The 22,699-nt window shown below is 62.9% G+C and carries 22 protein-coding genes and 3 tRNA genes; 10 read left to right on the top strand and 15 right to left on the bottom strand.

The annotated features are described in order from the left end of the window. Positions 1-682 (bottom strand): GTP-binding protein (locus NKI10_RS21220; RefSeq protein WP_352861787.1); only part of this gene is annotated, 682 nt, incomplete at its 3' end. Positions 683-994: 312 nt separating this feature from the next. Between NKI10_RS21220 and NKI10_RS21215 the strand changes: the two genes are divergently transcribed. Further along, on the top strand, positions 995-1,882 hold the full coding sequence (locus NKI10_RS21215) for a DMT family transporter (protein WP_023681464.1): 888 nt from the start codon (positions 995-997) through the stop codon (positions 1,880-1,882). A 63-nt stretch (positions 1,883-1,945) separates the two neighbouring features. Here NKI10_RS21215 and NKI10_RS21210 read toward each other — a convergent pair whose 3' ends face one another. Further along, positions 1,946-2,203, bottom strand: a complete 258-nt coding sequence (locus tag NKI10_RS21210) for a GlsB/YeaQ/YmgE family stress response membrane protein (RefSeq protein WP_023667446.1) — start codon at positions 2,201-2,203, stop codon at positions 1,946-1,948. A 130-nt stretch (positions 2,204-2,333) separates the two neighbouring features. Here NKI10_RS21210 and NKI10_RS21205 point away from each other — a divergent pair, with 130 nt between their 5' ends. Then, positions 2,334-2,810 carry a YidB family protein gene (locus tag NKI10_RS21205; protein WP_023667447.1) on the top strand — a complete coding sequence of 159 codons (477 nt, stop codon included), beginning with the start codon at positions 2,334-2,336 and terminating at the stop codon, positions 2,808-2,810. Here the strand turns inward: NKI10_RS21205 and NKI10_RS21200 are convergent. Next, a complete protein-coding gene (locus NKI10_RS21200) occupies positions 2,807-3,694 on the bottom strand; it encodes a helix-turn-helix transcriptional regulator (RefSeq protein WP_352861785.1) in 888 nt (295 codons plus the stop codon). The genes NKI10_RS21205 and NKI10_RS21200 overlap by 4 nt on opposite strands. 99 nt (positions 3,695-3,793) lie before the next feature. On the opposite strand from NKI10_RS21200, the gene NKI10_RS21195 reads away from it, so the two are divergent. Continuing rightward, positions 3,794-4,183: a VOC family protein gene (locus NKI10_RS21195; RefSeq protein ID WP_352861783.1), complete on the top strand. Its 390-nt coding sequence runs from the start codon at positions 3,794-3,796 to the stop codon at positions 4,181-4,183. An 8-nt stretch (positions 4,184-4,191) separates the two neighbouring features. Here NKI10_RS21195 and NKI10_RS21190 read toward each other — a convergent pair. Continuing rightward, a tRNA-Gly gene (locus tag NKI10_RS21190) sits at positions 4,192-4,265 on the bottom strand. A 28-nt stretch (positions 4,266-4,293) separates the two neighbouring features. Continuing rightward, positions 4,294-4,378 (bottom strand) — tRNA-Tyr (locus NKI10_RS21185). A 210-nt stretch (positions 4,379-4,588) separates the two neighbouring features. Between NKI10_RS21185 and NKI10_RS21180 the strand changes: the two genes are divergently transcribed. After that, positions 4,589-5,440: a TrmH family RNA methyltransferase gene (locus tag NKI10_RS21180; protein ID WP_352765589.1), complete on the top strand. Its 852-nt coding sequence runs from the start codon at positions 4,589-4,591 to the stop codon at positions 5,438-5,440. 52 nt (positions 5,441-5,492) lie between these two features. On the opposite strand, the gene NKI10_RS21175 is transcribed toward NKI10_RS21180, so the two are convergent. The 3 genes from NKI10_RS21175 to gcl form a co-directional block, all read right to left on the bottom strand. Then, complete coding sequence (locus NKI10_RS21175) at positions 5,493-6,491, bottom strand: 2-hydroxy-3-oxopropionate reductase (RefSeq protein ID WP_352861781.1); 999 nt, start codon at positions 6,489-6,491, stop codon at positions 5,493-5,495. Positions 6,492-6,599: 108 nt separating this feature from the next. Beyond that, positions 6,600-7,397: a 2-oxo-tetronate isomerase gene (gene otnI / locus NKI10_RS21170; protein WP_023734386.1), complete on the bottom strand. Its 798-nt coding sequence runs from the start codon at positions 7,395-7,397 to the stop codon at positions 6,600-6,602. Between the two features lie 168 nt (positions 7,398-7,565). Then, the gene (gcl, locus tag NKI10_RS21165) at positions 7,566-9,347 is read right to left on the bottom strand and encodes a glyoxylate carboligase (protein ID WP_352444046.1); all 1,782 of its coding nucleotides are present in this window, start codon (positions 9,345-9,347) and stop codon (positions 7,566-7,568) included. A gap of 203 nt (positions 9,348-9,550) precedes the next feature. On the opposite strand from gcl, the gene bhcR reads away from it, so the two are divergent. Then, the gene (gene bhcR, locus NKI10_RS21160) at positions 9,551-10,369 is read left to right on the top strand and encodes an HTH-type transcriptional regulator BhcR (protein WP_023681470.1); all 819 of its coding nucleotides are present in this window, start codon (positions 9,551-9,553) and stop codon (positions 10,367-10,369) included. A gap of 47 nt (positions 10,370-10,416) precedes the next feature. Beyond that, a complete protein-coding gene (locus NKI10_RS21155; RefSeq protein WP_245263552.1) occupies positions 10,417-10,779 on the top strand; it encodes a hypothetical protein in 363 nt (120 codons plus the stop codon). Positions 10,780-10,855: 76 nt separating this feature from the next. On the opposite strand, the gene NKI10_RS21150 is transcribed toward NKI10_RS21155, so the two are convergent. From NKI10_RS21150 to NKI10_RS21140, 3 genes are all read right to left on the bottom strand, one after another. Beyond that, on the bottom strand, positions 10,856-11,164 hold the full coding sequence (locus NKI10_RS21150) for a BA14K family protein (protein ID WP_023667455.1): 309 nt from the start codon (positions 11,162-11,164) through the stop codon (positions 10,856-10,858). A 200-nt stretch (positions 11,165-11,364) separates the two neighbouring features. Beyond that, entirely contained in the window at positions 11,365-11,565 is a 201-nt protein-coding gene (locus NKI10_RS21145; protein WP_081731275.1) for a hypothetical protein, read from the bottom strand. Positions 11,566-11,735: 170 nt separating this feature from the next. Then, a complete protein-coding gene (locus tag NKI10_RS21140; protein WP_023710564.1) occupies positions 11,736-11,903 on the bottom strand; it encodes a hypothetical protein in 168 nt (55 codons plus the stop codon). Positions 11,904-12,061: 158 nt separating this feature from the next. Between NKI10_RS21140 and NKI10_RS21135 the strand changes: the two genes are divergently transcribed. Beyond that, a tRNA-Thr gene (locus NKI10_RS21135) sits at positions 12,062-12,137 on the top strand. Positions 12,138-12,263: 126 nt separating this feature from the next. On the opposite strand, the gene NKI10_RS21130 is transcribed toward NKI10_RS21135, so the two are convergent. The 4 genes from NKI10_RS21130 to NKI10_RS21115 all read right to left on the bottom strand — a co-directional run bounded on the left by NKI10_RS21130 (position 12,264) and on the right by NKI10_RS21115 (position 16,276). Further along, positions 12,264-12,791, bottom strand: coding sequence for a DUF2569 family protein (locus NKI10_RS21130; RefSeq protein ID WP_245260196.1), 528 nt, complete (start codon positions 12,789-12,791; stop codon positions 12,264-12,266). Positions 12,792-12,957: 166 nt separating this feature from the next. After that, a complete protein-coding gene (locus NKI10_RS21125) occupies positions 12,958-13,647 on the bottom strand; it encodes a TetR/AcrR family transcriptional regulator (protein ID WP_023688400.1) in 690 nt (229 codons plus the stop codon). A gap of 69 nt (positions 13,648-13,716) precedes the next feature. After that, positions 13,717-15,144 (bottom strand): amidase, encoded by a 1,428-nt coding sequence (locus tag NKI10_RS21120; RefSeq protein ID WP_023688399.1) that lies wholly within the window; start codon positions 15,142-15,144, stop codon positions 13,717-13,719. A 97-nt stretch (positions 15,145-15,241) separates the two neighbouring features. Next, positions 15,242-16,276 (bottom strand): extracellular solute-binding protein, encoded by a 1,035-nt coding sequence (locus NKI10_RS21115; RefSeq protein WP_023688398.1) that lies wholly within the window; start codon positions 16,274-16,276, stop codon positions 15,242-15,244. 285 nt (positions 16,277-16,561) lie between these two features. On the opposite strand from NKI10_RS21115, the gene NKI10_RS21110 reads away from it, so the two are divergent. From NKI10_RS21110 to NKI10_RS21100, 3 genes are all read left to right on the top strand, one after another. Continuing rightward, positions 16,562-19,537 (top strand): caspase family protein, encoded by a 2,976-nt coding sequence (locus NKI10_RS21110; protein WP_352861777.1) that lies wholly within the window; start codon positions 16,562-16,564, stop codon positions 19,535-19,537. Between the two features lie 444 nt (positions 19,538-19,981). Next, positions 19,982-20,749, top strand: coding sequence for an NAD kinase (locus NKI10_RS21105; RefSeq protein ID WP_023681482.1), 768 nt, complete (start codon positions 19,982-19,984; stop codon positions 20,747-20,749). A 192-nt stretch (positions 20,750-20,941) separates the two neighbouring features. Further along, complete coding sequence (locus NKI10_RS21100; protein WP_031196539.1) at positions 20,942-22,555, top strand: DEAD/DEAH box helicase; 1,614 nt, start codon at positions 20,942-20,944, stop codon at positions 22,553-22,555. Positions 22,556-22,699: the final 144 nt, after the last annotated feature.

Genomic DNA, 22,699 nt, shown 5'->3' with positions numbered 1-22,699 from the left:
GGCCGGTCACGACCGTGCCACGGCCCGAGATCGAGAACACGTCTTCGATCGGCATCAGGAACGGCTTGTCCAGCGGACGAACCGGGGTCGGGATGTAGGCATCGACCGCAGCCATCAGCTCGCGGATCGCGTCTTCGCCGATGGTCTTGTTGGAATCTTCCAGAGCAGCCAGCGCCGAACCCTTGACGATCGGAATGTCGTCGCCGGGGAACTCGTTCTTCGACAGAAGCTCGCGAACCTCGAGCTCGACCAGTTCGAGCAGCTCGGCGTCGTCGACCTGGTCGACCTTGTTCAGGAACACCACGATCGACGGCACGCCGACCTGACGGGCAAGCAGGATGTGCTCGCGGGTCTGCGGCATCGGGCCGTCGGCGGCCGAAACAACCAGGATCGCGCCGTCCATCTGCGCAGCACCCGTGATCATGTTCTTCACATAGTCGGCGTGGCCGGGGCAGTCGACATGGGCGTAGTGGCGCGCTGCCGTCTCGTATTCGACGTGCGCCGTCGAAATCGTGATGCCGCGGGCCTTCTCTTCGGGCGCCGCATCGATCTGGTCGTAGCGCTTGTACTCGCCAAAATACTTCGTGATCGCTGCCGTCAGCGACGTCTTGCCATGATCGACGTGGCCAATCGTGCCAATGTTCACATGAGGCTTGTTACGCTCGAATTTACCTTTTGCCATAGTCTCTTTCCTTGGACGGCCTTGACCTTCAGTTCAGTCGAATGCGGGGCGATTAGCGACTACGGCCGAAAAACACAAGTGCCTTGTGGCCGGGTGCGCTGTCCACTCGGTGCGAACCGATGATCCGATTGCGGGATGTGGCGCTGATATAGGAACGCGCGAGCGGAAATGAAATGGGGGCTGCGGGCTCCAGCACCTGTTTGCCATTCCCGCCCATGTCCTGTCCCGCCCATGTCCTGGCCTTTGCCTGCCGGATGTGCAGCCAGCGCCTGGCCCATTGCCGCTACGGCGGCGGTCTGATTTGGTTGCCCCATGCAATTCATACCGACCTCCATACGCGGCCCGCTGTTCATGATCGTTTCGACGGGGTCGTACCTCGTCAACGACACGATGATGAAACTCGCGACCGCGGGCTTGCCGTCCTATGAAGTGCTGTTCCTGCGCGGGGTCGCGGCCACGCTATGGGGCATGCCGCTGCTGTTCCTGCTGGGCTATGGCAGGCAGATTCCATTGATCTTCGACAAACGCGTGCTGCGCCGCAACCTGCTCGAGCTGGCGGCCATCCTTTGCTACGTCGTGGCGCTGGCCAACATGCAGATCGCCGATTCGACCGCGCTCGGGCAGATCACCCCGCTTTTGATGCTGGTCGGCTCCTCCATCCTGTTCGGCGAACGGATCGGCGGCGTGCGCATGGCGCTGATCGGGCTTGGCTTCATCGGTGCGCTCATGGTGGCCCAGCCGACCATGCAGGGCATCTCGGTCTATGCGTTGCTGGCGCTCGGCAACGCGGCATTGGCGGCGGCGCGCGATCTTGCCGGCAGGCGGGTCGCGGCCGAGGTGCCGGGCATGATCGTCGCCATTTCCGCCGTCGTGGTGGTGCTGATCGGCGCGGGCGCCGCGCATCTCGTTTCCGAGCGCTGGGTGATGCCGGAAGCCCGGCACCTGCTGCTCATGGCCGGCGCCGGATTTTTCCTGATCTTCGGCCATTTCTTCATCTTCATGGCCTATCGCGTCGGTCCCACCGGCGTCGTGGCGCCGTTCTACTACTGCTTCACCGTCTGGGCGGTCATCTCAGGCGTGCTGGTATTCGGGCAGTTCCCGAATGCCCTGGCGGTCTGCGGCATCCTGCTTGTGGTCGCGAGCGGGCTGACCATCGTCTCGCTCGATGAACGCAAACGCAGGCTGACCGTCGTCGCCTGACCCAAGTCAACGCGTCGAAGCAGGTTTGGCCGACCTGCGGTCGGCCAGTCGGCAGACTGGCGCCTAAAGCGTTCGCTTGCCGGAGAACTGGTGATAGGCCCACAGCACGACCACCGCGCCGATAACGGCGACGATCAGGCTCCAGATGTTGAGGCCGGTCACGCCCGTGGCGCCAAAGGCGCTGAAGATCAGCCCGCCGACGATGGCGCCGACAATGCCGAGCACGATATCCATGATCAAGCCCTGGCCGGTCTTGTTGACGATCTTGCTGCCGATAAAGCCGGCGATGACGCCGAGGATGATCCAGCTGATAATGCCCATTTTTCCTCTCCATTCCCCGCCCGCCGATCATGGTCACATGATTGTCAAAAGCTCAAGCCAACTTGAAATTCCGCCCGCATGGTCCATTGTAGCCGGCGGGACGGGCTTGGTCGTTATGGAGGATTGACCTATGGGACTCTTTGACAACGCCGTACCCGGCGGCAACATCACCAAACCGCTGATGATCGCGCTCGGCGCGCTGCTGGTGGGAAAGATGCTGAGCGGCAGAAGCGCCGAACAGACGAGTGCCGAAGAGACGGGCGAGCCCGCCCAGCCTCAAACGCCAGCCCCCACCGGAACCACGGCCTCAGGCGACGGCGGCCTGCTTGGCGGACTGGGCGGACTGCTCGACAAGCTCAAGAATGCCGGCCAAGGCAATGTTGCTGACTCCTGGGTCGGCACCGGGCAGAACCAGCCGATCAACGCCAATGATCTCGGCAAGGCGATCGGCCCGCAGGTCATTCGAGAGATCGCGCAAAGGACCGGGCTGGACGAGCAGGAGTTGCTCAAGCAATTGTCCACAGCCCTGCCAGGCATTGTCGACAGACTGACGCCGAACGGACAGGTGCCGCAGCAACACCAGGTCGCGTCCGCCTTCAACAGCTAGACTTCTGCGCCTGCATCACGCGCAAACACGCCCGGCACCGCCTTGCGGCTGTCGGGCGTTGCTGCGACCAGCGCCGCGAACCGTCTGGCAGTCGACGCATCGACCGGCGTGTAGAGGGAAACCGAGAAATCACTGTCGCGGCCACCCGGCTGCAGCGTGGCGAAATCGAACGACATCGCGCCGGCGACAGGGTGCCGAATGGATTTCCGCCAGATCGGTGGCTCGGCGATGTCGCGGCTGTTCCAGCACGTGGCGAACGCTTCGCTTGCCGCTTCCAGTGACGAAACCAGGGCGGCCAGCACCGGATCGCGAGTCATGGCAACAGTGGCAAGCCGGAACTGCGCGACCGCCGAGCGCGAAACCTCCGGCCAGTCGACAAAGCGCTGCCGCCATTCCAGGTCGAGAAACAGCCGGGCGAGCAGGCTGCCGGACCACTCATCATCCGTCTCGAAATCCCCGAGCAGCACCGCCGCGGGGTGGTTCCAGGCGACGACCTGCCAATAGCGATTGACGACATATGCCGGGTGCGGCGCCAGCCCGTCGAGCAGGCTGAGCAACGGCGCGCTGGGCAGGCCTTGCTCGCCGAGCCGGTTTCGCCAGTCGAGATCGGGCCGCGCCAATTGGAACAGATAGGCCTGCTCGGACCGGCTCAGCTTCAGCACCCGCGCTAGCGAGCGAAGCACCTGCGGCGACGCGTTCACCTCCCGTCCCTGCTCGAGCCAAGTGTACCAGGTGGTGCTGATCCCCGCCTCGGCGGCGACCTCTTCGCGCCTGAGGCCCGGTGCCCGGCGGCGGCCATTGGCGCCATCGATCCGCGGCAAGCGGTCCCGCCGCTCGCGCAGGAAGCGGGCAAGCTCGTCGTGCCGTGGGCCGTCATACGTCATTCTGTCACCGTCAATACCAGTATAAGCGGTAGTCTTGTACCCCTTTAAAGGAAAGCTAGGTTGCGGGCGATCGCAACATCAGCCCACGGGACTTCGACAATGAACGCGCTCAATGAAATCCGTCAGATCGACTACACCGTCATCTTCGCCCGCGACATGGCCGCCATGCGGCGCTTCTACGGGGATGTGATGGAATTTGATCTGCAGCGCGAACTCGGCGACAGGTGGATCGAATATCGGGTCGGCCCGAACACGCTGGCCTTGACCAGCCTCGGCATGATGTTCAACGACACGCCGCAGCAGCGGGATGCGCTGTCGCTGCAACTGGCATTCCGGGTGGCGCCGGAGATGGTGGCGGCCTGCGCCGAGGCGCTTCAGGCCAAGGGCGTGCAGCCGGTCCTGCCTCTCACCGACCAGGTCTGGGGCCACAGAACAGTGTTCTTCCGCGATCCCGACGGCAACGTCGTAGAGATATTCGCTGAGATTTGATGAGTGTTTGGAGCGGGTAGCGGGAATCGAACCCGCATATTCAGCTTGGAAGGCTGCTGCTCTACCACTGAGCTATACCCGCATCGTCCTCAAGGTTCGCGGGCTGGCAGTGGTGGAGAGGGTTGGATTCGAACCAACGTAAGCTAAGCTAACGGATTTACAGTCCGTCCCCTTTAACCACTCGGGCACCTCTCCAGCCTGCCGTCGAAGCCTTGCAACGAGGCATTCTCGCCGATCAGGTCGAAACCAGGGTTTTGTCCGAAATCAGCGAAGCGCCTTATGGCGGCAAGGCCAGTGGGTGTCAACCGCACCGCAAGGCAAAATGCGCTGATTTTGACAGCTCACCCGGCAAGCCGGCTTTCTGCCTGTATCCATGGCCCGGCGACGCGGCTATAGAAGCCGGCCATGAGCAATGACAACACGCCCAAGACCGCCAAAGACACCCATTACGCCAAGCTGCGCCGCGCCCACCGCGACGAGAAGGCCGGCGGCGCGCCCGCCTTCCGGCCGCGCCAGCCGGTGCCGCCGGGCGAAAACGCCGCCGACGGGCTGGTCAGGCTCTATGGCCTGCATACGGTGCGCGCGGCGCTCGACAATCCGCGGCGGAAGATCCGTAAAATGCTGGTGACGCGCAATGCCGCCGAGCGGCTGGCGATCGCCGACCTCGCCGCTTTGCCGTTCAAGGCCGAACTCGTCGAGCCCAAGGAGATCGACAAGATCACCGGTTCGGATGCCGTGCATCAGGGCGTGCTGATCGAAGCCGAACCGTTGAAGCCGAAACGCCTCGACACGCTCGGCGACACGAAACTGGTGCTGGTACTCGACCAGGTCACCGACCCGCACAATGTCGGCGCCATATTGCGCTCGGCGGTCGCCTTCGGCGCCGGCGCACTGATCACCACGGCCCGCCACAGCCCGCAGGAATCCGGCGTGCTGGCCAAATCCGCCTCCGGCGCACTGGAGCATATCGACCAGATCGAGGTGAAGAACCTGGCCGACGCGCTGGGACAGCTGCACGATGCCGGCTTCCAGACCATCGGCCTCGATTCGGACGGGCCGGCCGAACTCGAAACGGGTTTTTCAGGCGAGAAGATCGCGCTGGTGCTTGGCGCCGAAGGCAAGGGCCTGCGCCAGAAGACGCGCGAGACGGTGACCACGCTCGCCCGCCTCGACATGCCCGGCGCCATCCGCTCGCTCAACGTGTCGAATGCGGCGGCGGTGAGCCTTTATGCGGCACGGAAATTCCTTGGAGGGTGAATGGTGAAATAGTGAATGGAAAAGCGTTCTTACCGCCACTATTCACCATTCACTATTCACCCACTTCATGCCCCGCCATCCGCTCCAGCGCACGAACCAGCGCTGAGTGATCCTCTTTTGCCCCGCCATTCGCCGAGCATGAGTTGAACAGCTGCTGCGTCGTCGACGTATTGGGCAGCGAGACACCGAGTGCCTTGGCGCCTTCCAGCGCCAGATTGAGATCCTTCTGGTGCAGTTCGATGCGGAAGCCCGGCGCGAAGGCGCGCTTTATCATGCGCTCGCCATGTACTTCGAGGATGCGCGATGCCGCCAGCCCGCCCATCAGCGCCTGCCGGACCTTGGCGGGGTCGGCGCCGGCTTTTGAGGCAAAGACCAGCGCCTCGGCGATCGCCTCGATGGTCAGGGCCACGGCGATCTGGTTGGCAACCTTGGTGGTCTGGCCGACGCCGTTCGGGCCGACAAGCGTGATGTTCTTGCCCATCTTTTCGAACACGGGCTTGGCGCGCTCGAACGCCTTGTCCTCGCCGCCGACCATGATGGTCAGCGACGCCGCCTTTGCGCCGACCTCGCCGCCCGACACCGGCGCGTCAAGATAGTCGCAGCCGAGATCGTTGATTTTCTTGGCGAAAACCTTGGTCTCGATCGGCGAGATCGAGCTCATGTCGATGACCAGCTTGCCCTTGCTCAGGCCGGAAGCGACACCATTGTCGCCGAACAGCACCTCGGCTACCTGCGGGGTGTCGGGAACCATGGTGATGATGATATCCGCGGCCTTCGCCACTGCCGCGTGGCCGGTGATGCTTCTCAAGCCCTTGGCGACGAGATCGGCCGGCGGCTTCGAGCGGTGGTCGCTGGCGACGACGGTGTAGCCGGCATCGAGCAGATGCCCCGCCATCGGCGCGCCCATGATGCCGAGGCCGATGAAGCCGATGGTTTCCATTGTTGTCTCCTTTGTTGAGGCTGAGTTCCTTCGCGCCCCCCTCTGGCCTGCCGGCCAATCTCCCCCACTTGTGGGGAGATTGGCAGTTTCGGCGCCTCGCTCACCCTGCAATGTTGGGGATTGGCGAAAGCCGGGATGACGTCCGATCTCCCCACCTGTGGGGGAGATGGCCGGCAGGCCAGAGGGGGGCGCGAAGGAACGCGACTTCAATCGTAACAGCTAAGCCGCAGCACTCCCCTGCCCGTTAAGCTCTCTGAACCACCCCAACCCGGCCTCCGTCCCCGCCTTCGGCTTGTATTCCGCCCCGACCCAGCCGGAATAACCAATCCTGTCGATATGCTCGTAGAGGAAGGGATAATTGATCTCGCCCGTCCCCGGCTCGTGACGGCCGGGATTGTCCGCAAGCTGGATATGCGCGATGCGGCCGAGGTTGGCCTCGATGGTACGGGCGAGATCCCCCTCCATGATCTGCATGTGATAGATGTCGTATTGCAGGAACAGGTTCTTCGAGCCGACGCGCTCGATCAGCGCCAGCGCCTGCTCCGAATAGTTCAGGAAAAAACCCGGTATGTCGCGCGTGTTGATCGGCTCGATCAAAAGCCGGATGCCGGCCTGCTCCAGTTTCTCGGCTGCAAACGCCAGGTTTTCGGCAAAGGTATTTTCCAGCACCGAACGATCCACGCCCTGCGGCGCGATGCCGGCGAGGCAATTGACCTGCTCGCAGCCGAGCGCATGGGCATAGCTGATCGCCTTGGCGATGCCTTGCCGGAATTCCGGCGCGCGGTCGGGCAAAACCGCGATGCCGCGCTCGCCCTTGCCCCAGTCGCCGGCCGGGAGGTTGAACAGCACCTGTGTCAGGCCGTTCTTCTTCAGCCGGGCCGCGACCACGTCAGGCGTATGATCATAGGGGCCGATATATTCGACGCCCTTGAAGCCGGCGCGGGCTGCGGCATCGAAGCGATCGAGGAACTCATGCTCGCCAAAGAGCATCGACAGATTGGCTGAAAAACGCGGCATTCTTTTTCTCCTTCTTCTGCTTGGCCCTAGGCGTGTTGAGATTCAGGTCGGGCAGAGTCGAAAACGGTGACTTTCGAAAACCGGAGCGGAACGTACTTTCTGTACGTGAGCACCGGAAGCGCAGGAAGGCGCCGTTTGCAGGCCTGTCTCACCTGAATATCGGCGCGCCTAATCGAGCAACACAATCGCCGTTGGCGCATCCTCATGGCTTTCGGCAAGGTCCTCGAATTCGGTGATCTTGTCGATTTCCGTGCCCATGGAAATGTTGGTGACGCGCTCGAGGATGAATTCGAGCACCACCGGCACCTGGTATTCCTTCATCAGCCGCTGCGCTTCCTTGAACGCGCCGGCGAACTCTTCCGGTTTGCGCACCCGGACCGCCTTGCAGCCCATCGCTTCTGCGACTGCGACATGATCGACGCCGTAGCCGGCCTCCGGATCGTTGGCGCGGTTGACGTTCTCGAAGGCCAGGCTCACCTCGAAATCCATCGCAAAACCGCGCTGCGCCTGGCGGATCAGGCCGAGATAGGCATTGTTCACGACGACATGGATATACGGCAGTTTGTGCTGTGCGCCGGCCGCCAGTTCCTCGATCATGAACTGGAAGTCGTAGTCGCCCGACAGCGCCACGATGGTGCGATCCGGATCGGCGGCGCGCACGCCAAGCGCTGCCGGCAGCGTCCAGCCGAGCGGGCCGGCCTGGCCGCAATTGATCCAGTTGCGCGGCTTGTAGACATGCAGGAACTGCGCCCCGGCGATCTGCGAGAGGCCGATCGTGGTGACGTAGGTGGTGTCACGGCCGAACGACTTGTTCATCTCCTCATAGACGCGCTGCGGCTTCAGCGGCACCTGCTCGAAATGCGTCTTGCGCTTCATCGTCTTCTTGCGGGTCTGGCATTCCTTCGCCCAGCCCGACCAGTCGCGCAGCTTTCCTGCCGTCTTCCATTCGGTGGCGACGTCGAGCAGCATCTTTAGTGCCGCACCGGCGTCCGAGACGACGCCGAGATCCGGCGCGAACACCCGGCCGATCTGGGTCGGTTCGATGTCGACATGGATGAATTTCTTGCCCTTGGTGTAGACATCGACCGAACCGGTGTGGCGGTTGGCCCAGCGATTGCCGATGCCAAAGACGAAGTCGGCTTCCAGCATGGTCGCATTGCCGTAGCGGTGCGAGGTCTGCAGCCCGCACATGCCGGCCATCAGCCGGTGATCGTCGGGGATCGTACCCCAGCCCATCAATGTCGGTATGACCGGAACGCCGGTGATCTCGGCGAATTCGATCAGGAGATCGGACGCATCGGCATTGATGATGCCACCGCCGGCAACGATCAGCGGCTTTTCCGCGGCATTGAGCATCGCCAAGGCCTTTTCGGCCTGGGCGCGCGACATTGCCGGCTTGAACGGGACAAGCGGCTCGTAGGCATCGATATCGAATTCGATCTCGGCCAGTTGCACATCGACCGGCAGGTCGATGAGCACCGGGCCCGGTCGCGACGAGCGCATGAGATGAAACGCCTTCTGCAGCGCCATCGGCACGAGATAGGGCTCCATGACCGTGACCGCCCATTTGGCGACGGGTGCGGCTATGGCGGCGATATCGACCGCCTGGAAATCCTCCTTGTTGAGCCGTGCCCGCGGCGCCTGACCGGTGATGCACAGGATCGGGATCGAGTCCGCCGCCGCCGAATAAAGCCCGGTGATCATATCGGTGCCGGCCGGGCCCGAGGTGCCGATGCACAGCCCGATATTGCCGGATTTGGCTCTCGTGTAGCCTTCGGCCATATGCGAGGCCGCCTCGACATGGCGCGCCAGGATGTGGCGGATCGAGCCCCTCGCCTTCAGCGCCGAATAGAACGGATTGATCGCCGCGCCCGGCACGCCGAAGCCGCAGGAAACGCCTTCCTTTTCGAGAACGAGAACCGCTGCATCTACAGCGCGCATCCTGGCCACGTCCAGCCTCCGCAAATTGTTGGTCGACCGACAATGCCAGTATGGTTTTCATTTTTCAATTTTTTCAGAATAATTTTTCATTTCTAGAAAACGGCTCCTGTCCACTGATTTCGCTGGCTTTTCCGTTTTTCATGAATCCGGGCACCAGAATCTGTGAAAAAGTTTTTCATTGCGATTTCGGCGAAACCGGCGACAATGCCGCCATGGAAACCAGCGAAAAACGCCAGCGCGGCCGGCCGCGCGCTTTCAACGGTCCGTCCGAGGCCGGTTCTGTACAGTCGCTGGACCGGGCCTTGCGCATCCTGGCCATCGTCGCTGAAGGCAGTGGCCTGTCGCTGAGCGAGATTTCGGCGCGTAGCGAGCTCGCGGCGTCCACCGCCTACCGCATGCTGACGACGCTACAGAACCACGGCATGGTCGAGTTCGATACATCGGACCAGCTGTGGTCGATCGGCGTCGAGACCTACCGCATGGGTGCCGCCTTCCTGCGCCGCCGCAAGCTTGTCGACCGGGCCCGCGTGGTCATGCAGGAATTGATGGAGAAGACCGGTGAAACCGCCAATCTCGGCGTCGCCGAGGACGATTGCGTCGTTTTCGTCAGCCAGGTCGAGACCCATCAGGCGATCCGCGCCTTCTTCCGCCCGGGCACGCGCAGCTCCTTCCATGCCTCGGGCATCGGCAAGGCGGTGCTGGCGCAGCTCGAGCCGGAACGCGTCGCCGCCATCCTGCGCAAGTCGGGCCTGCAGCGCTTCACCGACAAGACGCTGTCCGACATTTCGGCGCTGGCCCATGACCTGGCTGTCATCAAGCACCGCGGCTGGTCGGTCGACGACGAGGAGCGGCATCCCGGCATGCGCTGCGTAGCCGCCGCCATTTTCAACGAGTTCGGCGAGCCGATCGGCGGTGTCTCGGTCTCCGGACCGACGGTGCGGGTGACGATGGAGCGGCTGGACGAGATCGGGCCGCTGGTGCGCGACGCCGCCGCTGAGGTGACGAGGATGATCGGCGGGTTCCGATTATAATGCGGAGAACGCTTCAGCTTTTGCTCGCCGCTTCACTGTGCGGATGCGTGGCGACGGCGCCCGAACCCGCCCCTGTCTCCCAGCAAGTCAGCGAGATTCCGATCTCGCTCGCTTTGGAGGAGACAATCACGATCGGCATTCGCCAGCATTTGCAGGATCCTGTATCCGCCAGATTCGGGCAGATGCGTGCCGGCGAGCGAACGCTCGACGGCCGCCGCGAAATCCTGGTCTGCGGCCATGTCGCTGCAAAGACGTCGTCCGGTGGTCATACAACAGACCAACCGTTCGCCGCCAAGATCTATCCGGATGAAGGAAGCAGCTTCGAACTCATCGCCATGGGCGATCAATCGCAGAATGCGAGTGTTGCCCGCATCTGCCGTGCAGCGGGATTGCCGATCTCCGAACCGTAGCCCGCACCGCGGCGCGCTCAAATCAGGAAGGAGGGGCTGCGTACAGCCCCTCCTTTCCGTGTGGGGGTGCCTCCTCCTAAAGGCGGCAATAGTGGCGGTAGCCGTCATAGCCGACATAGGTGTCGGAGTACGGATCGTAACTGGCGTAGCGGTTGGCGCAGCGGCGGACGTGCCAGGAGCCACCCTCGTCGTCGACATAGACGGTGCGGGGCTGCTGGTTGAGCAGGCTGCCGAGCACGAACCCGCCGACGCCGGCGGCGATGCCGATGCCGATTTCGCGGTTGTGGTGATGGCTGTGGGCGGCCGACGGCTGGACGGTGCCGACCAGCGAGGTGGCGGCGACAGTGCTGGCGATAAGAGCGGAAGCGATTTTGCGCGTGAACATGACGATCTCCTTGTTTCGTTGCGAGAGGCGATCCATCCGCCTCTTGATGATGGGTCGTCGCGACGAGAAAAAAGGTTCGAAGGTTTTTGAGATTTCTTCTCGGGTCCGGCAAAAATCTGCTGCGTGCCGGTTTCATCGCTATCGAGGCCAAGCAAAAAAGGGCGGCCGAAGCCGCCCTTTCCGCGAGGCGGTCGTCTCGCTCAAAGGAAGATGATCACCTTGCCATGATGATGCTTGTGGTGGTGGTGCTTGTGGTGGTGGTTCCACCACCACCAAGGCTTGTCGTGGTGCTTGTGATGATGGTGGTGGCTGTGAGCGGAGGACGACTGCACGGTGCCGGCGAGCGCGCCGGTGGCGACGAGAATGGCGACGAGGCCTGACGTAAGAGTGCGCTTCAACATGATGATCTCCCTGGTCGAGGCGACCATTCGCCTCTGGAGATCAGTCGTCGCGGTGCGGCGAAAGGTTCGAAGGTTTCAGCGAGTAGCGAGTAGCGAGTAGCGAGTAGCGAAATGGCTTTCGGGAGTTAAGACTTCCCTATTCGCTACTCCCTATTCGCTATTCGCTCCCGTCACCCCATGCCCGTAACGTGCCGCAGCCAGAAGGCCAGCACGATGAAGCCGATGATGGTGGCGACGCCGGTCCAGTCGATCTTGGCGCTCTTCACATCCTTGATGAGCTTCACCACGAGAAACCAGGCGATGACGACAAGCGGCAGGATGATGACAAGTCTGATCATGCGACACCCCGTTCGATGCGTTTGCACCTGAGAGATATGTAGGGATCGCATTGGCGGTTTTCAGCATGGCGGCCCGCCCACCTCGGCGGGGTCCATTAGCGATCGAAAACGGAGTTTTGTCTTTACTGGCGCACGAAATATGCTAACCGGAGCGCCGTGCCCTTGTAGCTCAGCTGGTAGAGCAGCGGTTTTGTAAACCGAAGGTCGGCGGTTCGATTCCGTCCGGGGGCACCACCCTTCACTCTTCGAGCTTCGGGTGGCAGGCCACTCGAAGCTCGTTAGACGAAGGAGGACTGCCGACGGTTCTATTCTGCGGAGCTGGCAGCACGACATCAGGCCAACTCGCAGCCGTCGGACCTTCTAGGAAAATGTGGCAGCCTGTATGGCTGCCGTATCGCCGAACGTGTTCCTCACCCTAACCGACCTGTAGACGTAGGCGGCCCAGATCCCTGTGACTATGAAGGATGCCAAAGGTGTAACCAGAGCTCCTCCGGCAAGCAAACGGTTTACCGGGACACCAAGCACAGTCGATATCCAAACTGTGTCCAGTACGAACAAGAGAGGGATCGCGAACCACAGACATATGAACAGCTGCGGAAAGCGGTGGCTTCGCCGCAGCATCGAAACAAGCACGACCAGCTGAAGCACCAGAAATGCCAGATTGAGGGCTGCCTCGCCATAGATGGCCAAGGCCCCGTTGGGCACTGTAACAAGCTGTTGGTAGGTTTTGACCAGACTGGCCATATCGACAAGTGTGCGCAACGGCGAAAGGGACAGGCTGATCGCCAGCAGGATCAGCCAGCCGCCGAACCCCACGAGGTCATCTGGGCTCTGTGAGGATTTGCGCGACGACCGGACGGCGAAGAAAACCGGCACGCCAATCAGCAACAGAAGTATCGCCCAATGCCACATTTACCCACCCTCGAATGCATCCCTGGGTTGTTTAGCTCGCACCTCTGGATTGTGCAAGCGTTTTTACAGAGATCAAGGCATCGTAGAGATTTTCGGGTTTAGGTTTGCAGAGGACGCTTTCGTCGCTCGCAATGGCCGCATCTCACCCCAAGTCAAAATGCCGCGGAAAGGCCTGGTGCAGCAGGAGCAGCATGGTCTTGCGCAGCACGTCGGTGTCGCGGCTGGACGGGTTGAGATGGTCCCAATACCAGGCGCCATGCACCAGATAGTTCAGGCTCTCCGACAGCGTGTCTATGTCGACGCCGGTGTAACCGCCGCTGCGTGAAATCTCGATCAGCAGCTCGCGCGCTTCGGCCGTGTAGGCGAGATCGCTCGGCAGGCCGATTTCATTGTAGATCTGCATGCTCTTGCGGTCGCTGGAAAACACGACGAAGACCGAGACCCATTTCGGATGCTGCCGGGCAAAGCGCTGCGCGCAATCGACCGCGCCCAACACCCGCTCCACCGGCGACAGGCCGGGCGCCCGCACCAGCGTCAGCCACAGCGCGTCATATTGGTCGCTGAGATATTGCAGGACGGCCCGGAACAGGTTCTCCTTGCTGCGAAAATGAAAGACCACCAGTGCGTTGGACGAGCCGACATGCTCGGCAATGCGCTGCATGGTGACGCTGGCCAGCCCCTCCTCCGCGATGAGCTCGATGGTGGCGTCGATGATGCGCTGGACGCTCGCTTCGCCGCGCTCGCGCCGGCGGTCCTTGGGCGCGGCGTCGTTCGCCGCACCCTTGGCCGCCTTGCTTTTTCCCGCATCCGGAGTGGCTATGCGTTGCGCCATTGTCGTCAGGCCTTTCCCCGGCGGCCGAAACATCCCGCCGCTGCCTTGGCATGCCGGCGCCCTGCGGACTCACAGCGCCGGGCGTGTCCCGGCATTCGTGTACCACTGACCACGAGCCGTCTCATAGGCCATACCCGCCCGGAACACGTCAGCGTCGCTATAGGTGCGGCCGACAATCTGGATGCCTGTCGGCACGCCGTTGGCGGCGCGGCCCGACGGGATCGACAGAACCGGGCAGCGGCTCAGCATGTTGAACGGCGTCGTCATCACCCAGCCCAGCGACGGGTTCACCTCTCGTCCATTGATCTCGACCTTGCCTTTGGTCTGATCGAATTCCGCCGGCACTGCGGGAAGCGCATTGGTCGGGCAGATCAGCACGTCGTATTTTTCCAGCAAAGGCCCCAGCGTCAGGTACATCCTGGCCGCCACATCGAGCGTCGCGACAAAATCCGTCGCCTTCGACTTCTGCCCGTCCTGCGCGAACTGCCTGGCATAGCTGGTCATGTCCTTGCCGTTCTTGGCGAGCAGCGGCGACAGCGAGGCGCCGAAGAGATGTTCGAGATAGGCCATGCCGGCCTTGAGCACCTCGTCGCCCCAGCCGAGGTCCACCTCCTCGACGGTGGCGCCGAGCGAGCGGAACACATCGCAGGCAGCGAGCGTGTTCTTGCGCACGTCCGCATCCACCTCGAAGGACCCGAGATCCATGGAGAATGCGATCTTCCAACCCTTGATCGGCTTGTAGTCGAGCGGCAGGCGCAGTTTCGGGCGCAGCGTGGCGATGTCGAGCGGGCTCGGCCCGGCCATGACGTTCTGCAGCAGGATCGCATCCCCGACGTTTCGGGCCAAGGGCCCGGTGTGGCAGAAAAAATCGAGATTGAACGGCGGCTCATCGGGATTGCGGCCGTAAGGCGGCTTGAAGCCGACCAGGCCGCAGGCCGAGGCAGGGATGCGGATTGAGCCCGCTATGTCCGAGCCGGTTGCGATCGACGACGTGCCGGAGGCCAGCGTTGCCGCCGAACCGCCCGACGAACCGCCCGGCGTGAAATCCGGGTTCCAGGGGTTGCGCGTGACGCCCCAGCGCTTCGACCAGGTATAACCGGCGCAGCTGAATTCGGGCGTCGCGGTGCGGGCGTGGACGATGCCGCCGGCCTTCATGACACGCTCGTTCATGGTCGAGGTATGGCCGCCAATGGCGTCCCCGGACAGCAGCGAGCCATGCGAGGTCGGCTTGCCCTTGATGTAGCTCTCATCCTTGATGCCGATCGGCAGGCCCTCGAGCGCGCCGGTCCTGGCGCCTCTGGCGTATTTCGCCTCGGCTTTTCTGGCGAGATCCATCGCCTCGTCGAAATGCGTGAAGGTGAGGCAGTTGATCGTCGCCTTGGTTGCCTCGGCGCGGCGGATGGTGGCCTGCATCAGTTCCAGAGGCGACAGTTTCTTCGCCTTGAACAGCCGCAACGCCTCGCTGGCCGGCATGTAGCAAAGGTCGAGATCGGACATAAAAAATCTCCCGCGGCGGCTTTACGGCATCTGGCATTGGGGATGGCCGAGCCGCGATGCGCGGCCCGATGTTGGTCAGCTTCGGCCGGCGGCGCTGCTATTTCTGCAGATCGGTCCAGATCCTGGTGTAGAGCGCCTGGACGTCGGCGGGACAGGCCGACATGAATTGGCCCTTGTCGGCAAATTCGGCCGGAACATCCACTTCGGGCGCGCCCTTCATATCGGCCGGCAGGAAGGGCTCGGAGCCCTTGATGCCATTGGCGTAGTGCGCGAAGGCCGAGATCATCGCTGCATTCCTGGGGTCCATGATGAAATTCTGGAAGAGCTTGGCGTTCTCGACGTTCTTGGCATCCTTGAGCACCGCGACATTGTCCATCCAGATTGGAAAGCCCTCCTTGGGATAGCCGTAGACGATCTTGTCGTTCTCCAGCCGCTCGCGCAGCGATATGCCGTTCCAGTTGACGCCGGCGGCAATGTCGCCCCTGCCGAGACCGTCGACGGCCGCATAGTCGAGCGACAGCCATTTCGCTTTCGCCTCGATGAGCTTGTCATGCACCTTTTTCAAAAGCACCTTGTCGTCGGTGCAGTACTTACCGCCCTCATAGGCAATGGCGAGGAACATGATGTCTCCCATTTCGGGCACGACATTGATCTTGCCCACGAGTTCCGGCGGCGGATCGAGGAAAATCGCCGAGGTGTTCGGATCGCCCGCATAGACCGATTTGTTGACCGAGATGCCGGTCGTGCCCCATTGCCACGGCACCGAATATTTGCGGCCGGGGTCGAACGGCACGTCGACCCATCTCGGATCGACGTTTCTAAAGTTCTCCATCGTGTTGGGATCGGTTTCCAAGAGCAGGCCTTCGCTGATCCAGATCGGCATCACGCTGGCCGATGGAACGACGATGTCATAGCCGGAAGCGCCCTGGCGGACCTTGGCCAGAGCCGTATCGTTGGAGTCGTAGTCGGTGACGGTAACCTTGACCTTGTAGGTTTCCTCGAACTTCTTGATCAGGTCCGGGCTGGTGTAGTTGCCCCAATTGTAGATTTGGAGTTCGCCCTCGGCGCGGGCAATGCCGGTCATCGCCAGCAGCGACAGGCCGAGCGCCGTGGCGGTCGATTTCAACTGCATGCTTGTGTCTCCCATTGTTGGGACCGGCGGGATTGCGCCTCGAGTCCCTAAGTTCCCTTCGTCCTGGTGATCATTCACCGGCGAATGCCGGCTGACCAACTCGGTATCTCGGGCAACCGTATTAATTACTAAACATACAGTCAATATCTTTTAGCGACACAACTGCATCATCGGCACCGGCAGTGCGCCGGCGAAGCCGACATGATATGGTCAAGGTTGGGCCATTGATGAATTGGGGCAAGCCGTGGCGTGAGCGCCGCAGCCTGCAGGGCTTGGATCACGGTCATGCGCCTTTTTCTGGCGGTCGTGCTGCTGATGACCATGGCGCTCTTCTCCGCTGCGCGCGGCGAAGAGCGGATAGCGCTGGTTGTCGCCAATCCGGCCTCTGAGGGCTCACCGGCAATCGCCAACGCCGACCTCAGTGCCGAACTCGTTGCAGCGACACTACGATCGCTTGGCTTCACCGTCCGGCAGGTGTCGGATGGCGACCGCGCCGATGTCGCGCGCGCCATGCATGATTTCGCCCAATCCCTGGCCAAACCGGACTCCGTCGGCATCTTCTACTATGTCGGCCACACCGCGCAGGCCAACGGCAGGAACTATTTACTGACGCGCGGCACCCGGATCGATTCAAAGGAAACGGTCGACCAGACGGCATTGCCCCTCGATCTGTTCATGCAGGCGCTCGAGGCAACCCCGACATTGAAGGTGGTTCTGCTCGACAATCCCGGCGATGGCCACAACCCTACTTCCGGCGTGATGCAGGGTCTGGCGGCGGTCGATCCCCTCACCCACGCCATCGTCGCTCTGTCGGCCAAACCCGGAACCGTTGCACTGGGCGAAGCCCGCCCCGTCACCGTATTTGCCGATGCGCTCACCGCTGCGCTGGTCAAGCGCGGCGCGGACATAGCCATCATCCTCGCCTCGGTCAGGCAAACCACTATCGACAAAACGTCAGGCGCCCAGTGGCCATGGATGGCATATGGCCGCTCGGCAGACGCTGCCTTTGTGCTGACGCCGGACCAGGTGGCCGGCGCGGCACCGGCGCTGCCGCTTGTGCCGGAACCGGCACCGCCGGCGATGGCGAGCGGCGGCTACATCTCCGGGAGTGGCGGTTGGGAGCCTGATGGCAGCGACTACGCCGATGGCAGCGGTCAGGAGCCCTACCCCATGGACGTTGCACCGGGCTCCGGCAGTCCCGATGCCGCGATGGGCGACAGCGCCAAGGAGGCGGCGCTCTACGAGGAATACAAACGCCAGGAACAGCAGCGCCAATTGCAGGAAGAGCAGGCTCGGCAACGATACGAAGAGGAAAAGCAACGTCTTGAAGACGCAGCTGTGGCCGCTGCCCAGAACAATCTCGGCGGGACCTATCCGCAGGATGGCGGAGCCACCGGCGCCGAACCGCCCCCCGATAAGGCAGGGATCCCCCCTGAGGACGGCATGACATCGGCCCCGCCACCCGCGACCGGCGCCGAAAGTCCGCCGGAGGCGCAGGCGCCACCGAAACCAGCGCCGCCGCCCATCGACCAGGCGCAAAGCCCTCCTTCCGGCGGCGCCCTTCCACAACCCGAGACGGGCGCTGTCGAGGTGGTGCGCCATCCAACCATCGATGCGCCGGATGAGATTTTCGCCGGCGAGACGGTGACCGTTTCGATCGCCCTTACCGAAGAGCAATTCACGCCCGAAGTGAAGGTGAAGGCAGCGCCGGGCTCGTCGGTGACGGAAGATGGCGCCCTGGCCATGGCGATGCCGGCGGGAACCGAGCAATGGCCGATCGATATCGATCTGTTCGCCTCCGGCTTCGATCTCGCTGACGGCGGCAAATGGAGCCGACGGACGACGCTCTACCGCCAGGGCGACAGCGACTTCGTCCGCTTCGACGTCAAGGCGCGGCCGATCGCCAAGGACAGCAAGCCGGCCCAGTTCATCGCGCGCATCTACAGCGCCGGGAGGTTCCTGGGATCGGCATCGCGGTCGGTTATCATTCGCCGCACCGCGCCTGTCGAGGCAGCCGCTCTGAGCGCCACAGCCGAACGCTCCGCAGCACCTGCCATGCTGATGCTGGCCGCAGCGGCGCCGCAGCCGGCGGTAACTGGCAATGTGACGCTCGGCGGCGCAGCCGGCGATGACGTCCCCGATCTCGACGTGACCATCCTCTATGACGATCCGAGCGGGCTGGGTTCGGGGCAGATCATCATCCATTCGCCGCATCTGGCCGGTCCGGTGACCGATACGTTCTCGACGCCACCTGAGATGGCGGCATGGCTGGACTCCGAATACCGCCGCCTGCTGCAGCTCGGATTGAGCCTGCGCGGCGCCGTTTCGCTGCAGCAGCCTGCCGCAAGCAGCGATACGGGGGCGCAAAAGCGCTTTGTCACGCTCGCCGCCGAAGGTTTTGGCGATGCGCTCTACCGCGACTATGTGCCGAAACCGTTCAAGGACGTGTTCTGGTCGCTGCGCGGCAAAGGCGAACTCCATTCGATCCAGATCACCTCGAACAGCCCGACGCTGCCCTGGGAATTGATCCGCCCGCGCAGCGCCGACGGCGCCGTCGCCGACGGTTTTCTCGGCATGGGCTACCGGCTGGCGCGCTGGGCTCCGCGCAGCAGTGCCTCACAGGTCGACAACCCGCTCGACCGCATGACCTTCACCGGCGTCGCGGCCGTCGCGCCCTCCTATCTCGACAAGCGCTCGCTGCGCTTTCAGCAGGACGAGATCGCGGCGCTGAGCAAGCTTTACGGCTACCGCCGCTTCGATGGCGATTTCACCTCTTTCGAGAAACTGGTCGGTGAAGTCTCGACCGGTTTCATTCATTTCTCCGGTCATGGCGAGGTCAACCAGCCGAGCAGTGGCCGGCCGGTCTTTGCCATCGATCTCGTCGACCAGTCGCTCGACCCCGATACATGGGCCGCGCTGGTCGCGGCCGCGCATGGCAAGGGCAATCCGTTCTACTTTTTCAACGCCTGCGACACCGGCCGTTCGCAGATGCTCGGCGGCTTCGTGCAGGGCTGGGGTCCGGCGGTGCTGGCGGGCGGCGCTTCCGGCTTCATCGGCGGCATGTGGCCACTGACCGACCGCGCGGCAGCGGCCTTCTCGACCGATTTCTATGGCGGCATCAGCACGCGGATCAAGGACGGGCCGGTCTATCTGGCCGAGATCCTGCAGGATGTCCGCAGAGAATTCTACCGGACCGGCGATCCGACCTATCTCGCCTACACATTCTACGGCAACGCCAATCTGAGGATTGTCGGGCAGTAGGCGACGGATCGTCGTTGGCGGATTGGCTTCGCCTACAATGCGTTTTGCGGGCATGGCACGCCGGCGCCGCCGCAGCGTGAGGCCATCGGCCTGGAGCTCATGTCTTCGGACTGCCGCACAAGCTCCGCAAAGAGAAGGGCGAAACTTCCCATCACAAGGAAGACGATAATCAGGCGTGTCACCGGCAATAGACAGGTCTCGACTGGCTAGCCCCCCAGCCACCCATCCTCTGTCGGCTAACATGATCGATCAGGCTTTACGAGTGCTTAAGCTCGCACTTAACCATCACATTCGCCGTTCCGGCGACATGAAGCGCGAGCCGCCGATTTCGTTTCGCCGCGGCCGCAACTGGCCCGGACGATGCCTCCCTTTGCAGATGCGCTTGCCCATGCTACCCCACGCAACCGCCGCCGACCGCCATCGGCCGACCGCCATCGGAATGTCATGAGCAAAGCCAATCTCGCCTTCGTCTCCTCCGACACTGCCGATGCCAAGGCGGCGATGGAGAGCCTGTCGGCCCGCTATGGCCAGGCATCCTTCGACGACGCCCAGGTGGTGGTGGCACTGGGTGGCGACGGCTTCCTGCTGCAGACCTTGCGCGACACGATGAGCACGGGAAAGAAGGTCTACGGCATGAACCGTGGCACCATCGGCTTCCTGATGAACGAGTACCGCGTCGGGGGCCTCACCGAGCGCATCGCGGCCGCCGTCGCCGAAACGATCCGCCCGCTGGAAATGCTGGCGTTGACGCATGAGGGCGAGACGGTTTCGGCACTCGCCATCAACGAGGTGGCGCTGTGGCGTCAGTCCTACCAGACGGCAAAGATCCGCATCACCGTCGACGAGCAGGTTCGCATCGAGGAACTGAACTGCGACGGCGTGATGATCGCGACGCCGGCCGGCTCCACCGCGTACAATCTTTCGGCGCACGGGCCGATCCTGCCGCTGGATGCGCCGTTGCTCGCGCTGACCCCGGTCAGCCCGTTCCGGCCGCGCCGTTGGCGGGGTGCCTTGTTGTCAAACAAGGCGACCGTACGCTTCGATATTCTGGAGTCGGAAAAGCGCCCGGTGAACACCGCCGCCGACCACACCGAGGTCAAGGCGGTGGCTTCCGTAACGGTCCGCGAATCGCCGACTGCGACGGCAACGCTGCTGTTTGATCCCAACCATTCGTGGAACGAACGCATTCTCGCCGAGCAGTTTCGCTATTGAGCCGGCGCAAAGAGTGACTACCTAATTAAGCATCGCGATTAAGCTTACGTTTTCACAATCGTGCCAATCCCGCCCGTTTCTGTTGACAAATCGCGGGCTTGCGCCTAATCGCAATACCAATCTTGCAGGCACGCTGTGCTTGCCGCGACGGATGCCGTTGCGCTTCCCCGAACCAGCCAAAGACAGCAACTCTTGTCCTCAGACACCACGACCGCTCTAGAAGCGTTGACCTTTTCAGACCTCGGCCTGTCGCCCAAGGTCCTTTCCGCAGTCACCGATGCGGGCTACACCGTGCCGACGCCGATCCAGGCTGGCGCCATCCCGCATGCCTTGCTCGGCAAGGATATTCTGGGCATAGCACAGACCGGCACCGGCAAGACGGCTTCCTTCGTGCTGCCGATGCTGACCCGCCTCGAAAAAGGCAGGGCCCGTGCCCGCATGCCGCGCACGCTGATCCTCGAGCCGACGCGCGAGCTCGCCGCGCAGGTCGAAGAGAATTTCATCAGATACGGCAAGAACCACAAGCTCAACATCGCGCTGCTGATCGGCGGCGTCTCCTTCGACGAGCAGGACAAGAAGCTGGAGCGCGGCGCCGACGTGCTGATCGCCACGCCCGGCCGTCTGCTCGATCACCGCGAGCGCGGCAAGCTGTTGCTCAACGGCGTCGAGATCCTCGTCATCGACGAGGCCGACCGCATGCTGGACATGGGCTTCATCCCCGACATCGAGCGCATCTGCGAGATGATCCCGTTCACCAGGCAGACGCTGTTCTTCTCAGCGACCATGCCGCCGGAGATCACCAAGCTCACCGAGAAGTTCCTGCATGCGCCGGTGCGCGTCGAGGTTTCCAAGGCGGCATCCGCTGCCACCAACATCATCCAGCGCCTGGTCAAGTCCGGCTCCAAGCCGTGGGACAAGCGCGAGACGCTTCGCAATCTGATAAAGGCCGAAGACGCCGAGCTGAAGAACGCTATCATTTTCTGCAACCGCAAGGTCGAGGTCGCGGAGCTGTTCCGCTCGCTGCTGAAGTATGATTTCGACGCCGGCGCCCTGCATGGCGACATGGACCAGCGCGCCCGCATGCAGATGCTGGCCAATTTCCGCGATGGCAAATTGCGCTATCTCGTGGCGTCCGACGTCGCCGCGCGCGGCCTCGACATTCCCGACGTCAGCCACGTCTTCAACTACGACGTGCCGATCCACGCCGAAGACTATGTCCACCGCATCGGCCGCACCGGCCGCGCCGGACGCTCGGGCAAATCCTTCACCATCGCCACCAAGTCCGACACCAAATACATCGACGCCATCGAGCGGCTGATCGGCAACAAGATCGAGTGGCATGACGGCGACCTGTCGACCGTGGTCGCCAGCGAAGGCGGCGAGGACGAAGCGCCCCGCCGTGGCCGTGGCGCTCCGCGCCGCGCCGGCCGCAAGGACGAGGACCGCAAGGCCCATGATCGCAAGGAGGGTGGCGAGCGCAAGCCGCGCGAACGCCATGCCAAGCGCAGCGACGACGCGCCAGCGGCAGATGCCGCGCGCGAGGAACAGCCGGTGGTAGCCGAGGCCGCGGTCGCCGACATCGGCGAACGGCATCAGCGCAAGGAAGCGATCCGCTCCGAAAACAGCGACCGCAAGGTCTCCGATCGCAACAACGAGAACCGCGCCCCGGAACGCGGCGACACAAGGCCGCAGCGCGCCAGCAACAGCCGCCCTGCCCGCGGCAACAACCGCGGTGAAGACAATGACGGCACCGTCGGCTTCGGCGACGACATGCCGGCCTTCATGAAGATCGTCGCCAAGGTCTGATTCCATGAGCCGCGGCGTCCCGAGGACGCGCGGCTTTCCTGGACGCGATTGGGATGCGAGATCTGGAGCCCGCTCAGGATCAATCAGCGCCATGCGCGGTAATCGCAAGACAGGCTCGATCTGCCCGATCTCTTCCGGCCTGGA

Origin of the sequence: Mesorhizobium sp. M0802 (genome assembly GCF_040320115.1) — a bacterium.
Taxonomy (GTDB): Bacteria; Pseudomonadota; Alphaproteobacteria; order Rhizobiales; family Rhizobiaceae; genus Mesorhizobium.
This window is presented reverse-complemented; position numbering and strand designations above follow the sequence as displayed.